General features: G+C 60.9%; 15 protein-coding genes. 8 read left to right on the forward strand and 7 right to left on the reverse strand.

From position 1 onward, the window contains the following. Positions 1-19: 19 nt before the first annotated feature. From KF885_01145 to KF885_01155, 3 genes are all read left to right on the forward strand, one after another. Positions 20-919, forward strand: coding sequence for a DNA alkylation repair protein (locus tag KF885_01145; GenBank protein ID MBX3047759.1), 900 nt, complete (start codon positions 20-22; stop codon positions 917-919). 111 nt (positions 920-1,030) lie between these two features. Further along, positions 1,031-1,450 carry a hypothetical protein gene (locus KF885_01150; protein MBX3047760.1) on the forward strand — a complete coding sequence of 140 codons (420 nt, stop codon included), beginning with the start codon at positions 1,031-1,033 and terminating at the stop codon, positions 1,448-1,450. 23 nt (positions 1,451-1,473) lie between these two features. Then, positions 1,474-2,700 (forward strand): RNA polymerase sigma factor, encoded by a 1,227-nt coding sequence (locus KF885_01155; protein MBX3047761.1) that lies wholly within the window; start codon positions 1,474-1,476, stop codon positions 2,698-2,700. A gap of 653 nt (positions 2,701-3,353) precedes the next feature. Here KF885_01155 and KF885_01160 read toward each other — a convergent pair. Continuing rightward, positions 3,354-3,923, reverse strand: coding sequence for a TetR/AcrR family transcriptional regulator (locus KF885_01160; GenBank protein ID MBX3047762.1), 570 nt, complete (start codon positions 3,921-3,923; stop codon positions 3,354-3,356). Positions 3,924-4,008: 85 nt separating this feature from the next. Here KF885_01160 and KF885_01165 point away from each other — a divergent pair, with 85 nt between their 5' ends. Beyond that, positions 4,009-4,191 (forward strand): hypothetical protein, encoded by a 183-nt coding sequence (locus tag KF885_01165; GenBank protein ID MBX3047763.1) that lies wholly within the window; start codon positions 4,009-4,011, stop codon positions 4,189-4,191. Then, positions 4,185-4,631 carry a hypothetical protein gene (locus KF885_01170; GenBank protein ID MBX3047764.1) on the forward strand — a complete coding sequence of 149 codons (447 nt, stop codon included), beginning with the start codon at positions 4,185-4,187 and terminating at the stop codon, positions 4,629-4,631. Before KF885_01165 ends, KF885_01170 begins: the two co-directional genes overlap by 7 nt. 52 nt (positions 4,632-4,683) lie before the next feature. Here KF885_01170 and KF885_01175 read toward each other — a convergent pair whose 3' ends face one another. The 3 genes from KF885_01175 to KF885_01185 form a co-directional block, all read right to left on the reverse strand. Then, on the reverse strand, positions 4,684-5,442 hold the full coding sequence (locus KF885_01175; protein MBX3047765.1) for a hypothetical protein: 759 nt from the start codon (positions 5,440-5,442) through the stop codon (positions 4,684-4,686). A 2-nt stretch (positions 5,443-5,444) separates the two neighbouring features. Continuing rightward, positions 5,445-7,226, reverse strand: a complete 1,782-nt coding sequence (metG, locus tag KF885_01180; GenBank protein ID MBX3047766.1) for a methionine--tRNA ligase — start codon at positions 7,224-7,226, stop codon at positions 5,445-5,447. Between the two features lie 242 nt (positions 7,227-7,468). Then, positions 7,469-8,254: a phosphatase PAP2 family protein gene (locus KF885_01185; GenBank protein ID MBX3047767.1), complete on the reverse strand. Its 786-nt coding sequence runs from the start codon at positions 8,252-8,254 to the stop codon at positions 7,469-7,471. 135 nt (positions 8,255-8,389) lie between these two features. Here KF885_01185 and KF885_01190 point away from each other — a divergent pair, with 135 nt between their 5' ends. The 3 genes from KF885_01190 to KF885_01200 all read left to right on the forward strand — a co-directional run bounded on the left by KF885_01190 (position 8,390) and on the right by KF885_01200 (position 10,538). After that, positions 8,390-9,052, forward strand: coding sequence for a NifU family protein (locus tag KF885_01190; GenBank protein ID MBX3047768.1), 663 nt, complete (start codon positions 8,390-8,392; stop codon positions 9,050-9,052). A gap of 2 nt (positions 9,053-9,054) precedes the next feature. After that, the gene (locus KF885_01195; protein ID MBX3047769.1) at positions 9,055-9,396 is read left to right on the forward strand and encodes a hypothetical protein; all 342 of its coding nucleotides are present in this window, start codon (positions 9,055-9,057) and stop codon (positions 9,394-9,396) included. A gap of 209 nt (positions 9,397-9,605) precedes the next feature. Continuing rightward, the gene (locus tag KF885_01200; protein MBX3047770.1) at positions 9,606-10,538 is read left to right on the forward strand and encodes a magnesium transporter CorA family protein; all 933 of its coding nucleotides are present in this window, start codon (positions 9,606-9,608) and stop codon (positions 10,536-10,538) included. Positions 10,539-10,706: 168 nt separating this feature from the next. Here the strand turns inward: KF885_01200 and KF885_01205 are convergent, their stop codons facing one another. The 3 genes from KF885_01205 to KF885_01215 all read right to left on the reverse strand — a co-directional run bounded on the left by KF885_01205 (position 10,707) and on the right by KF885_01215 (position 13,463). After that, positions 10,707-11,675 carry a hypothetical protein gene (locus KF885_01205; GenBank protein ID MBX3047771.1) on the reverse strand — a complete coding sequence of 323 codons (969 nt, stop codon included), beginning with the start codon at positions 11,673-11,675 and terminating at the stop codon, positions 10,707-10,709. A 96-nt stretch (positions 11,676-11,771) separates the two neighbouring features. Next, a complete protein-coding gene (locus tag KF885_01210) occupies positions 11,772-12,908 on the reverse strand; it encodes a sigma-70 family RNA polymerase sigma factor (GenBank protein ID MBX3047772.1) in 1,137 nt (378 codons plus the stop codon). Positions 12,909-12,947: 39 nt separating this feature from the next. Continuing rightward, entirely contained in the window at positions 12,948-13,463 is a 516-nt protein-coding gene (locus KF885_01215) for a DUF177 domain-containing protein (GenBank protein ID MBX3047773.1), read from the reverse strand. Positions 13,464-13,533: the final 70 nt, after the last annotated feature.

A 13,533-nucleotide genomic window follows, 5' to 3' on the forward strand; every position in this document is an offset into this window, starting at 1 on the left:
CGCCCCGTATAATCTTCCCATGACCCACACGCCCCTCCCCAAAACCTCCGGCCCAGCGCAGAGCGCTCTGGAGGCCGCCGGCATCACCCACCTGGAGCAGCTAGCCGAACACAGCGAAGCGGAGATCGCTAAGCTGCACGGCATGGGACCCAAGGCGCTGCGCATCCTCAAGGAAACGCTGGCCGAGCACGGCCTGCGCTTCAAGGAGGGTGTCCAAAGCGAACTGAGCGCGGCGGGCTTCCTGATGCAGCTGAAAAGCCATGCCTCGCTCGCCCAGCAGCAGGCCTACGAACGCTACTTCCCGGGGCAATCGCAAGAGTTCATCGGCGTGCGCATGGGCCAGGTCTTCGCGCTGGCCAAGGCGCACAGCCAGATGCCCCTCGCCGAGATCGAGACGCTGCTGGAGAGCGACATCCGCGAGGCCCGTGCTGGCGCAGTCAGCATCATGGAAAAGTCGGTCCGCGGGAAGAAGACGAGCGAGGAGCGGCGCAAGGCGCTGTACGAGCTGTACCTGCGCCGCCACGCCCGCATCAACACCTGGGACCTGGTGGACCTGGGCGCACAGCACGTCGTGGGCGCCTGGTTGGCCGATAAGCCGCGCGACATCCTGTACCAACTGGCCGCCTCCGACTTCTGGCCCGAGCGGCGCAGCGCGCTGGTGGCCTGCTTCGCCTTCGTGCGCCGCGGCGAGCTGGACGACGCGCTCAAGCTGGCCGAGATGCTGGCCGAAGATCCCGAGGAATACGTGCAGAAGGCCGCCGGCTGGCTGCTGCGCAGCGTCGGCGACGCTGACCGGCCGCGGCTGCTCGCCTTCCTGCAGCAGCACGCTGCCCGCATGCGCCGACCTATGCTGCGCGCTGCCATCGAAAAGCTGGACAAGGCCGAGCGGGCGCGCTGGCTGGCGGCGCTGGACGAGTAGCGCGCCGTGCCGGGAAAAGAAATCCGTGTTGCGATGTCGATTCGGGGCGATTCCGTTCGACGTGATAGTAGGAGGACGCAACGGGCGGCCTCGCACGAAAGGAGAACCACCATGAAGTACATGCTGATCATGCGCGACACCCAGGAAGCCTTCGAAGCCAGCCAGAAGGTCGACTTCGAAGAGATCATCAACGCCATGGGTGCCTACAACGAGTCCCTGATCAAGGCGGGCGTGTTCGCCAGCGCAGAAGGCCTGGCACCGGCCACCGAGGGATTCGTCGTCGATTTCGCCGGCGAGAAGCCGATCGTGACCGACGGCCCCTACGGCGAGACGCACGAGCTGTTCAACGGGTTCTGGATCCTCGAGGTCTCGAGCAAGGAAGAAGCCATCGAGTGGGCCAGCCGCGCTCCGCTCGGGCCGGGCTCCAAGCTGGAGGTGCGCCGCATCCCGACGGCCGAGGAGGCCTTCGCCGACTACGCCGACAACGAATACGTCAAGAAGGGAGCGGAGCGCCGGAGCGATGGCCGCTGAGACGACCGTCACCTGGTGAGATCGTGACCGACATCCAGCGAACGGTCGATGCTGTCTGGCGCATCGAGAGCGCGCGCATTGTGGCGACGCTCGCCAAGATGACTGGCGACCTAGGCCTGGCTGAGGACCTGGCACAGGAAGCGCTCGTCGATGCGCTGACCCAATGGCCGCAGTCAGGCGCCCCGCAAAATGCGGGCGCCTGGCTCACGGCCGTCGCCAAGCGTAAGGCGATCGACGGCTGGCGCCGGCGGGAACGTCTCGACCAGCGCTATCGCGCCATCGCCCACGACCTGTCGGAGACCAGCGAAGACGAATGGCAGCCGATCGACGACGACGTCGTACGCCTCGTCTTCACCGCCTGCCACCCCGTGCTCTCGCGTGAAGCGCAGGTCGCCCTCACCCTGCGCGTCGTCGCGGGCCTGACCACCACGGAGATCGCCCGCCTGCTCCTGGTACCGGTCGCCACCGTGCAGCAGCGCATCGTCCGAGCGAAGAAGACGCTCTCCGCGGCGCATGTGCCCTTTGAGACGCCCGACCCGAGCGAGTGGACCGCGCGGCTCGGCGCCGTGCTCGGTGTGGTGTACCTGGTCTTCACCGAGGGCTACGCGGCCACCTCGGGTGACCGCTGGATGCGCCCCGAGATCGCCAACGAGGCGCTGCGCCTGGGACGCGTGCTGGCTGGCCTGCTGCCGCGTGAGCCGGAGGTGCACGGCCTGGTCGCGCTGATGGAGTTCCAGGCATCCCGGTTCGCGGCGCGGGTCTCCCAGGACGGTACCCCGATCCTGCTCAGCGATCAAGATCGATCGCGCTGGGACCGTACCCAGATCGAGCGCGGACGCGCGGCACTGGAGCGGGCGGATGCCGTGGGTCGCGGCCGCGGAAACTATGCGCTGCAGGCGGCGATCGCCGAATGCCATGCGATCGCCCCCAGCGTCGAGGGGACCGATTGGGAGCGCATCGTGCTGCTCTACGAGGCGCTTGGTCGGCTGGCCCCGAGCCCCGTGGTCGAGCTGAACCGCGCCGTGGCGGTGTCGATGGCGAGCGGGCCTGCCAACGCGCTGCGCATTGTCGACCGGCTGTCGTCGCAGGGACAACTGCGCGGATCGTACCTGCTGCCGAGTGTGCGCGGCGAACTGCTCGCCCGGCTCGGCCGCACCGACGAAGCCCGTTCCGAGCTGATCACCGCCGCCGACCTGGCGACCAACGAGCGCGAGCGCGCGGTGCTGCGCGCCAAGGCGGCCGCGCTCTGACCTGCGAGCTGGAGCGCCGCCATCTAAAAGTTGGGCAAGGCCGAGCGGCGCGCTGGCTGACGAAAAACTGAGTGCTGATTTCTGAGTGCTGATTGCAGATTGAGACACCAGCCTCAACCATCTCTGCGAGGGAGCGCTGACTGGTGTTTGTGGTTGTTGAAAGTTTGTGGTTGTGCCGTTTTTGTGCTGTTTGTGCCGGCTTGACAAGACCGCGCCGGGGTTTGTGCACACTATGTTGAACTGAGATACAAGGGGAGCGAACACGCCGCCATTATCCACGCGCAACAGTTGCTGATGAGCAAATGATAGTTGCTGTCAAGCGATGAGGCTGTGCGCCATTGGGCAATCCACTCAAGGCGCAGACAACGAACAAGACAAACGCCAAAAGTGGGCTTGGCATCGATGAATTCTTCGCGGCGCGGCTGCGCCGCTGCTCAGAATGACGAATACGCGTAGGGGCGCAGCATGCTGCGCCTTCCCAGGGTCGTCTTTGCGAGGGCGGCTTTCGCCGCCCGAAGCAATCTCCAAGCGAATAGATAGAGCATAGTAGAACATCACCCGCGGTTTTGCCGAGTACGGAGGAAAGGGTTGAGGTACGAAGCCTATACACTGCAAAATGCAGTTCTTACACTGCACTTTGCAGTGTATCTAACCTAGGGTTTTAAGGCGTCAATCACCATCCCAACCAGCCGGCGGGTAGCGGCTTCAGAGTTCAACTCGGCGGCCGCGCCTAGAGCATTCAGACAGTAACTGGCCAACTCGTCCACCGGAATGTCAGCGCGCACCTGACCAGCCGCTGCTGCCGCCTCCAGCAGGGGTTCCAATAGGGCGTCCAGTTTCCGCCGGCCTTCTGCCAGCGAGCTGCCCGCATGCAGCAAAGCGGACAGGTCGCTATCGTGGCGGCTAGTGCTCTGCAAAACCAGTGCATAGGCTTGCAGCACAGCACGCAAACGCCCGCCGGGATCAGCCTCGCCCGCAGCCACCCTGGCCAAATGATCGAGGTGGGTATGGATTTGACCGGCATGCCAAGCATCCAGGATGGCCTCGACACTGGGGAAATATTTGTACAAGGTAGTGCGGGTGATGCCGACCTGCTCGGCAATTTGCGCCATGCTGACGCCGCGCAGACCATTGACCACCGCCAGTGAAGCTGCGCTGGAAAGAATCCTCTCCCGAACTTCCTGGCGGTGGGCATCCACTGTGTGTCGCCAGAGTTTTGGCATATCTCAAGTATACAGGTGCCTACGGCATGGACACAATGTCATTTATATAGACATAATGTATAGTAAAATGGCGCAGGAGGTTCACATGCCACAATCAGGCTCTGAAACCAAACAGAAGCCCCCCACGCCTCGCTGGGTAAAGATTTTCGCCTGGATTGCGATCGCCGTCATGGCAGTGCTGGTCATCCTATCCATGTTCAGCGGCACCGAACACGGCCCCGGCCTTCATGGCGGCGGGCTGGATCAGGTCCTCGTCGCGACATGTTAATGCCCCCGACCCTGCGCAAGCTGATGCTGGCGCTGCACATCGCCGTCTCGGTCGGCTGGCTGGGGGCGGTGGCGGCCTATCTGGTGCTCGACCTGACGGTGACTACCAACCGGGATATCGCCACCGTGCAGGCAGCCCTGACAGGGATGCAACTGCTGGCCACCTACCTGATCGTTCCGCTGGCCCTGGCCACGCTGGTTACCGGCGTCATCCAATCGCTAGGCACACCTTGGGGGCTGCTGCGACACTGGTGGGTGCTGATCTCGCTGCTGCTGACTCTGTTCGCTACCGTCGTCCTGCTTCTGCAAGCCAGCCACATCAGCCAGGGGCACCTGCAAGGCCATACGCTGCTTCATTCGATTGGCGGGCTGGTGGTGCTTCTCGTCATCACCGGGCTAAATGTTCTGAAGCCGCTCGGCCGAACACAGTGGGATTTTTAGTTCGCAGTGACGTCACTTCTACACTCGTTTTGGAGTTCTACAAACTATTGACTTACAGTCCTTTATCTACTATCCAATTTTTTAATTCCAAGTTTCTAAGTTCTTTGTCAAATATTCCGAGGCCACCATTCTTCTCAACAAATCTAATCTGTTGAAAAAGTTTTTCCCGTCTCTCTTGGTTTCCACTTGTATCATGATCCGATACCAGAAATTCTGAAGGTGGTGAAACCGAGTGGCTAAATTTTGACATCAGTAATTTCCAAATTCGGTCCCATTCTGCGGGTATTGGACATACTAAATAATTTGATTTCAAAAAAGAAATTAAGCAATCTGCAAATGCTGTACGCCGATTCCTGGCCAATAACTGCATTCCCACTAATTGGAATGAAACTTCTTCTATATCTTTAGCAAGGCGTTGCAACTTTTGAAGTGTTATCTCTCTAGGTTCGAAATTTGAGTTTCTGCTAAAAACAAACACTTTGTTCTCCCGAAACCCGTATTGAGAATGAATTATCTCGTTTCGGTTCTCGACAAGTGTTTGCAAAAAATTCAAGTCTAAATTTTCGAAGAATTCCTGCCCCAAAGGTTTACTTTTAAGTTCCTTCACCAAGGAAACAAGATCTTTCCTTCGACCACCAAGTGTATTTGGGTGTTTTTTCACTGCCTGGGAAAAGGTCTCATCAAAGCTACACAGTGCAAAGAATTGATCAAAAAGCACATCCAAATAACTATATTCGACTAATAGCAAACCTAGCATACGGTAATACTCATCTGGTAAATCGCGACGGTACTCCAATTGCTTTTCTTCCATATTTACCCCATCCGCGCCCGCTCCTCGTCGGCCACCGCCGGCTCCAGCTTCTTGAACAGCGGCGCCGGCTGGCGCAGGGCGCGGCCGGGCTCCAGGGTGCTGGGGGCCCAGCGGCCACTGGCCCCGGCGTCCCGGTAGCGCAGCACCAGATGCTCGCCCAGCGCGTCGTGCTGCATCTCGGTATACTGCTCGCCGAACAGCGGCGCGTCGTAGCCCAGGGTCTGGTGCAGCTGCTCGCAGGTGTGCGGTAGGAAGGGCGAAAGCAGCGTCTTGAGATTGTCGATGGCGCGGATGGCGGTGTAAATCGTCGTCCCGGCGGCGGCCTTATCGGTCTTGACCGCCGACCAGGGCGCCTGGGCGTCCAGGTAGGCGTTGACCTCGCTGGCCAGGCGGATGGCCTCGCCCAGCGCGGCGCGCAGCTTCACCGCCTCCAGATGCGCGCCGACGCTGTCAAAGCCGGCTTCGATCTTGGCCAGCAGTTCTTTGTCCGCCGGGCGCAGTTCGCCGGCATCCGGCACCTTGCCCTCCCAGTGGCGGTGGGCAAACGAGAGCACCCGGTTGGCCAGGTTGCCCCAGGTGGCCACCAGTTCGTTGTTGTTGCGGGCCACGAAGTCGTCCCAGTCCCAGTTGCTGTCGCTGGTCTCGGGCATGATGGCGGTCAGGTAATAGCGCAGCGGGTCCGGGTCGTAACGCTCCAGAAAGTCCAGCGCCCACACCGCCCAGTTGCGGCTGCCGGACAGCTTGCGGTCCTGAATATTTAGGAATTCGTTGGCCGGCACGTCGTAGGGCAGGTTGAGCGGCTTGCCCTGGGTGCCTTCAAAGATGAAGCTGAATTGATCGCCCGCCCCGGCCAGCTCAGCAGGCCATAGGATGGCATGGAAGTCAATGTTGTCCTTGCCCAAAAAGTAATAGGCCCGCGCCGCCGGGTCGGTCCACCAGCGGTGCCAGGCGTCCGGCTGGCCGCTGATCTCGCTCCATTCGATGGCCGCCGACAGGTAGCCGATGACCGCCTCGAACCACACGTACAGACGCTTATGCTCCCAGCCCTCCACCGGCACGGGGATGCCCCAATCCAGGTCGCGGGTGATCGGGCGGCCGTGCAGCCCCTGGCTGCGGATCCAGCCCAGCGAGCGGGTGACCACATTGGGCCGCCAGTAGTCCTTGCGGCTCTCCAGAAATTCGATCACCTGCGGCTGCAGCTGGGCCAGGTCCAGGAAGAAGTGGGTGGTCTTGCGCAGCTCCGGCACCGAGCCGTCGATCTTGGCGCGGGGGTTAATCAGCTGGGTGGCGTCCAGCACGTTGCCGCAGTTGTCGCACTGGTCGCCGCGGGCGTTGTCGTACCCGCAAATGTAGCAGGTGCCCTCCACATAGCGGTCGGGCAAAAAGCGATTGAGCGCCGGTGAAAACCACTGCTGCTGCTCTTCGGTGTACAACAGCTGATTCTCCTTGAGGGCCAAAAAGAGCGACTGCGAGACCTTGAAGTGGTTCTCAGTGTGGGTGGTGGTGAACAGGTCGTAGTTCAGGCCAAGACGTTGGAAAAGGTCGAGAAAGCGCGGCTGGTAGCGCTGGTAGATCTCCTCCGGTGTCACGCCGTCGGCATCGGCTTTCACCGTGATCGGTGTGCCGTGGGCATCCGAGCCGGAGACCATCAGCACCTGGTTGCCCTTCAGGCGGTTGTAGCGGGCGAAAATATCGGCAGGCAGGTACGAACCGGCCACGTTGCCCACGTGAATGTCGGAGTTGGAATAGGGCCAGGCGACGGCGACGAGGATGTGTTGGGTCATGTCTTCTCCAGAATCTGTTCCATTGTAATGCCAACAAAAAGGCCGCCTTGCGGCGGCCCGGGTCTGGAAGCTGACGATCAACGCTTGCGGCGCAGCGGCGACTGGCGCAAAGGCACGGCGACCCGGGCGGGGGAACCGCGCATTATCCCCAGCATGATCACAACGGAAACCGCAGCATATATAAGGAAAGTAGTCATCGTACGACTAGTGTATAGGATGGGCGCCGCCCATGTCAACAACGCCTAGAAAGGAAACCACAACGGCCAAAAGGGGTCGATCAGGATCATGAAGATGCCCCAGGCGAAGCCCAGGATGCTGCCAGCGACCACATCGCGCGGGAAGTGGGCGCCTACATACATGCGGGTGATGCCCACTGCAACCGCCACGGCAAATAGGCCAATCGTGCCGATCAGCGGCGGCTCCCACAGGAAATTGAGCAAGGTCACCAGGAAGAAGGCGTGGGCGGTGTGCCCGCTGGGGAAGGAGCGCCCGGGCGCCTTCCAGCCAATCACGCGGGCCTGGGTGTTGATCAGGTACGGGCGGGCTCGGTTCATGATCTCTTTCAAGCCTTCGACCAGCAGGGCCAGGGTCATGGTGCCCAGAGCCAGCTGCAGGGCCGGCATGGGGTCCGCTTTGAAGAAGTACAGGTAAATCGCCAGACCAATCGCCACCAGGCCGGCGCCGATCTGGGTCACGATCCACATCAAGATATCCAGCCAGCGCGGCCGGAAGCCCCACAGGTTGAAGAGCAGAAAGACGTGATTGTCGATGGCCTGGCCGCGCGCCCACAGCAGCGAGAGGCTCACCAGGGTGAACAAGCCCAGCGCCACCATCAGGCTGCGGCGGGCCAGCACCGCCCGGCCAATCTCGCCGCGCTGCTCAGGCGGCAGCCAGGTCAGGAACAGCGTGATCGCCAGCAGCAGGCCCAGCACCGTCACCGGCCGGCGCAGCTTCAGCACGCGGGCCAAAAAACCGGTGGGTTTGGGCAGAATGGGCGGCGGCGGCGGGGGAGTTTGCGTCTTTTCCATGGCTTTTAGCGGGGCTAATCTTAACCGCATTTTCTGAATCCCATATTCGCAAATCCTGAGTTTCTTTATAAAAGCTTGCTTACCGCTTGGCGCGCTTTCGGGTAAGATTGCGCCTGAAAGAACAATCTAAATACTATGAGCGAAGCCCTCTCCAGCCAAGACATTTTGAACATCAGCCCTGCGGCAGCCAGCAAGATCAGCGAGCTGATCGAAACACGCGGCAAGCCCGGCTTGGCCGTGCGCGTCGCCATCCGCGGCGTGCTGCCCGGTGGCGGTTACCAAACTGAATTCAAGTTCCAGGAGCGCAGCGAAGCCACAGACAACGATCTGGTGCAGAGCGTAGGCGCCTTTGAGCTGCTCTTTGAGCCCGATGTGGCCGAAAAGGTGCAAGGCGCCAAGGTTGACTTTGACGAAGAGCGCTACTCGGCTGGGTTCAACATCGAATACCCGCCGCGCAGCATTCTGCCGCCGGGTGTGGAAGCCCGCCGTGACTGGGAAGACCCACTGGCCCAGCAGGTGCAGCAGGTCATCGACGACTTCATCAACCCCGGTGTGGCCGGCCACGGCGGCTGGGTGCTGCTGAAGGACGTCAAGGGCGAGGACATTTACGTAGAGATGGGCGGCGGCTGCCAGGGCTGCGGCATGGCGGCGGTGACCCTGCGCGCCGGCATTGAAAAAGCCATCATGGAAGCCGTGCCGGCTGTGCGCCAGATCATTGACGTGACCGACCACGACGAGGGCGAAAGCCCCTATTACGCGCCGCAAACCGCAGAGGGCGCATCGCCCTTCAATCAATAATCATGAGCGATCGCAAACGCATTCTATTCGGTCTGGTGTTCCTGCTGGTGGCGCTCTTGGGCGCGGCAGTGGTCAACATCATCGGCTGGAGCGCCGGCGAATACCGCATCGGCGCCCTGCTGGGGCTGGGGACCTTTGTGGTCTTCGCCGCTTTGGCAGCCTATCACTTCATTAAAGTACGTGACTGGGCCTGGCTGCCGGCCGTGGCCGGTGGCCTGTACGCCGTGCTGCCAGACCTGATCCTAGGCCCGGCAGACGACCTGGGCGCCATTCTGCTGGGCGCCGCGCTGACCGGCTTCATGAGCTGGCGGCGCAAGCGCATGGGCAGTGTTGACAGAGGCTAGCCGGAGGAGTAGACTGGCTGGGTAACTATGGAAGTTGACAGTAGTTTAGACATCGATCCGTTATCGAGCAAGCGTTGCGCCTTGTTCGACGTGCTTGTTTGGAGAGCCGCTTAGCTCGCCTGGCTTAAGCCTGCCTGCCTCTCCCAACCCGGCCGTCTTCAGGTGCCGGGTTTTGTTTTTAACCCCGCTTGCTCCGGAAGGAGCAATACATGATCCAAATCTTCAAGACCATGCCGAACGGCAAACTGGTCCAGCAGGAGCGCGTCTCCAAAGGCGTGTGGATCAACGCTGTGGCGCCGCACGCCGACGAAATTGAGCAGCTGGTGGACTGGGGCGCGCCCGAAGAGGCGATCACCTACGCCTTGGACGTGGACGAGCTGGCCCGGGTGGAGCGTTACGACGGCATCACCTACATTATTTTGCGCGTGCCCTACTTCCAGGGCGACCATGAAGATATCCCTTACACTTCGGTGCCGCTGGCGATCATCACCTCGGCCAAGTGGATCATGACCGTGTCCAAGTTCAACACGGAAAGCCTGCGCGAGTCCAAGAAGAACAAGGAATATCCGCTACACACGCGCAAGCACAACACCTTTATCCTGCACATCCTGTTCAATACGGCCAAGCTCTACCTCAAGCACCTGACCACCATTAACCGCCTGGTGGACAACCTGGAAGAGCGCTTGACCGTGTCCATCGACAACAAAGACCTTTTCCGGCTGTTGAAGTACCAAAAGAGCCTGGTGTATTTTTCTACGGCATTAAAGACCAATGAAGTGATGATCGAGCGGCTGCAGCGCATGCGCCTGTTCAACCAATTTGAGGAAGACCAGGACCTGCTGGATGATGTATTGACCGAGACGATGCAGGCCATCGAAATGAACAACATCTCCAGCAACATTTTGAACCAGATGATGGATGCCTTCGCCTCGATGATCTCTAACAACCAGAACGACGTAGTCAAAGTGCTGACCTCGGTGACGCTGGTGTTGGGTCTGCCCACCCTGGTGGCCAGTTTTTACGGCATGAACGTGGGCCTGCCGTTCAGCGAGACACCTCACGCCTTCTGGCTGACGGTGGGCATCAGCCTGGCGCTGATGCTGACCGCCATCCTGATCTTTCGCAAGCGCGGCTGGTTTTAGCCACCCAAGCAGACAACGGCCCAAAAACGCCCCTCCTTTAGGGGCGTTTTTTCTACTCTTGGCGAGGCTGCCTGTCGTGGATGTACTGAGACACCACCGTATTCAGTACCAGGAAGGCCACAAACAACAGGCAGGCACCCATGATGGCAAACGAAGTATTTCTGTCGTCTATCTGCTGTGCCAGCCGGCGCCCCCAGCTGGCCCCGAGAGCCCCGCCGGTGCCCACCAGCCCAAGGGAGATCGAGAGACAGCCCCGGCCCAGCTTGGGGTGGGGGCAAACATCTCGCGGCGCACCCACAAAGTCGCGGCTGGGAAGGCGAAGTGTAAGAACACGAAAAGCGCGGCCAAGCTGAGCACCACCAGCAATGCCGTGGGCAGGTTGGCAAACAGTTTGGGTTGCAGGGCCTTGGCCGTGGCCAGCAGGGCTCCGGCACACCACAGAATCCCCACAAGTGGCTTGGCTTGCGCGCCACGCTGCAGATAGACATACATGGCCAGCGCTGCCACGCCTGAAAGCACAATCACAAACCAGAACAGGGGAGCCGAAAAGCTGGGGATAAAGAACGCCATTGAACTGCTGATGAAGACAACCAGAAGCGTCAGGATCGGATAGGCCAGGGCCTTGGCCGGTTTGGCGATATAGCCGGGAAAGCGCACACGCTGGTGGTCTTTGTGCGCGGCCAGCCGCCCGGTACGCCGGTCTTGCTGCATGCGGGCCAGCAGCCGGGCGGTCAAAAAGCGCATGAGAGCAAAGCCGCCGCGAAACAAAGCCCAGATCATCAGGCCGGCTACCAGGATGGAGTATTCCCGCCGCCAGTGGGCAACCAGGTGCGTTTCCAGCAGGTCAACCAGCCTCAGCCCCACAATCAGCATGAAAAACCCTGCCGCGATGCTCAGCGCCAGGGCGCCGAGCTGGGCGATTGTGCCGCGGCCGAACCAGGCCAAAGCCCAACCCAGCAAGGCCCCCAGGGGTGCAAGCAGGGTCAAGGCCAGCAGCCAGAGCACACCCAGCAAAACCGACTGGCTACCAGACAACACCCGTGGCAGCAAGGGCAGCAGAAACGCGATGGCGCCCAGGGCCAGTGGCAGCCGGTACAGAGCAAAGAAGGCGGAGAGTGATTTTGGTCTGGCGCGCATTGGTTGCCCCACGCCCTTTATAGTAAACCTTAAGCAGAAAGGCCGCGCTTCGGGGACGCGGCCTTTCTGTTTTCCAAGAGGAGAAGGATTTCGGTTTTAGAGGTACTCGCGCAACTGGCGGGCCCGTTTGGGGTGGCGCAGGCGACGCAGAGCCTTGCCCTCGATCTGGCGGATGCGCTCGCGGGTCAGGCCAAACTTCTCGCCAACTTCTTCGAGCGTGTACGCCCGGCCGTTCTCCAGGCCGAAGCGCAGGCGCAGAATACGAGCCTCGCGCGGGGTGAGCGTGGCCAACACTTCAGCCACCTTTTGTTCCATCATGTTCTTGTAGGCAGACTGGCTGGGGCTGGGGCTGCTCTCATCTTCGACGAACATGCCCAGCTCGGAGTCTTCCTCGTCGCCCACCGGGCTCTCCAGTGAGAGCGGCAGCCAGGAGACGCGTAGCATCCAGTCGACCTTCTCGATGTCTTCGTTGAGCTCCTCAGCCAGGTCTTCGATGCTGGCCGGGCGGCCCAGGCGCTGTTCCAGCGTGTGGGCGGCCTTATACATCAGCCGAATGCGGTCGATCATGTGCACCGGCACGCGGATGGTGCGGCCCTGGTCAGCGATCGAGCGGGTGATGGTTTGGCGGATCCACCAGGTGGCATAGGTGGAGAAGCGGAAGCCCAGGCGATAGTCGAACTTGGCGACGCCCTTCATCAGGCCCAGGTTGCCTTCCTGGATTAGATCCAGGAAGGGCACGCCGCGGCCCATGTATTTTTTGGCGATGCTGACCACCAGGCGGGTATTGGCCTTGATCAGGTGTTCGCGGGCCAGGCGGCCGTCTTCAATGACGGCATCCAGCTGGGCGCGCTTGGCCGGCGGTGTGCTGCCATTGAGCTTGTTCAGCTGGCGGCGGGCTTTCTTGCCGGCTTCAATGCGCTTAGCGAGGTCCACCTCCTGCTCCATGGTCAGCAGGGGCACGCGGGCCATCTCTTTCAAATAGAGGCCGACAGTGTCGATGACTTCATCCTGAGGCAGCTCGTAGGCTTCCGGCATTTCCATGTCGAGCGCATGGAAATCATCAGCCGCGTCTTCAGGCTCCGCATGGGTCATGAAGTGCATTTCCAGACGCTGGAAATCCTGATCTTCGTCCAGCACGGTAAAGCCATCCGGCGAAACCGGCAAACCCTGCAGGCGCTCACCCAGCAGGGTGGCGTTCTGTTCATCGATTTGCTGCTTGGATTGAAAAGCCATAATGCCTCCTTGGCCACGGCGCAAGGCGCGCGCCGGACACTACTCCTTGGGGTCTAATAAATCCTTGAGCGCCATCAGGCGCGGATCAATCGGGTCGGCATGCTCACAGGCCTGGTGGTTGCGGTTGTTGCCGCATACCGGACACAGGCCCTGACAGTCCGGCTGGCACAGCGGGGTGAACGGCAGGTCGAGTAACAGGTACTCGCGGCCCAATGGAGCCAGATCAATGTGATGGTCGGCGGGGACCAGCAGCTGCGACTCGGTCACCGAGCGTTCATCAAAGGCGTACAAATCAGTGAACTGCGTGGCGATGGCCTGGTCAAACTCTTCCAGGCAGCGCACACATTCCACCGTGGTGCGCCCGCTGAGGGCCACCTCCGCCACCAGGCCCTGGGGCGTGCGGCCAAATGTGGCTGCGCCGCGCAGGTCATACACGGTCAGGTCTGGCGGCAGAACCATCTCAGCTTCATCAAATTCGATGGTGCGGGTGTAACCCACCTCGGCTTTGACCAAAAAGCCGACATTGATGCGAAGAGGGTTCACGCGCGTGGTCATGTTCGTGTCGCAATGCGCCTTTTTTGGCGAGTCCGGCGCTGTTTTGCAAAAGAATCCTTCGCAGCCGATA

The sequence above is a fragment of the Anaerolineales bacterium genome (genome assembly GCA_019637805.1).
Classification (GTDB): domain Bacteria; phylum Chloroflexota; class Anaerolineae; order Anaerolineales; family UBA11579; genus JAMCZK01.

Excerpts from the sequence above, each read along its gene's own strand:
- KF885_01145 (MBX3047759.1), top strand. The coding sequence starts at position 20 with ATGACCCACACGCCCCTCCCCAAAACCTCCGGCCCAGCGCAGAGCGCT.
- KF885_01150 (MBX3047760.1), top strand. The coding sequence starts at position 1,031 with ATGAAGTACATGCTGATCATGCGCGACACCCAGGAAGCCTTCGAAGCC.
- KF885_01160 (MBX3047762.1), bottom strand. The coding sequence starts at position 3,923 with ATGCCAAAACTCTGGCGACACACAGTGGATGCCCACCGCCAGGAAGTT.
- KF885_01165 (MBX3047763.1), top strand. The coding sequence starts at position 4,009 with ATGCCACAATCAGGCTCTGAAACCAAACAGAAGCCCCCCACGCCTCGC.
- KF885_01170 (MBX3047764.1), top strand. The coding sequence starts at position 4,185 with ATGTTAATGCCCCCGACCCTGCGCAAGCTGATGCTGGCGCTGCACATC.
- KF885_01175 (MBX3047765.1), bottom strand. The coding sequence starts at position 5,442 with ATGGAAGAAAAGCAATTGGAGTACCGTCGCGATTTACCAGATGAGTAT.
- metG (MBX3047766.1), bottom strand. The coding sequence starts at position 7,226 with ATGACCCAACACATCCTCGTCGCCGTCGCCTGGCCCTATTCCAACTCC.
- KF885_01185 (MBX3047767.1), bottom strand. The coding sequence starts at position 8,254 with ATGGAAAAGACGCAAACTCCCCCGCCGCCGCCGCCCATTCTGCCCAAA.
- KF885_01190 (MBX3047768.1), top strand. The coding sequence starts at position 8,390 with ATGAGCGAAGCCCTCTCCAGCCAAGACATTTTGAACATCAGCCCTGCG.
- KF885_01195 (MBX3047769.1), top strand. The coding sequence starts at position 9,055 with ATGAGCGATCGCAAACGCATTCTATTCGGTCTGGTGTTCCTGCTGGTG.
- KF885_01200 (MBX3047770.1), top strand. The coding sequence starts at position 9,606 with ATGATCCAAATCTTCAAGACCATGCCGAACGGCAAACTGGTCCAGCAG.
- KF885_01205 (MBX3047771.1), bottom strand. The coding sequence starts at position 11,675 with ATGCGCGCCAGACCAAAATCACTCTCCGCCTTCTTTGCTCTGTACCGG.
- KF885_01210 (MBX3047772.1), bottom strand. The coding sequence starts at position 12,908 with ATGGCTTTTCAATCCAAGCAGCAAATCGATGAACAGAACGCCACCCTG.
- KF885_01215 (MBX3047773.1), bottom strand. The coding sequence starts at position 13,463 with ATGACCACGCGCGTGAACCCTCTTCGCATCAATGTCGGCTTTTTGGTC.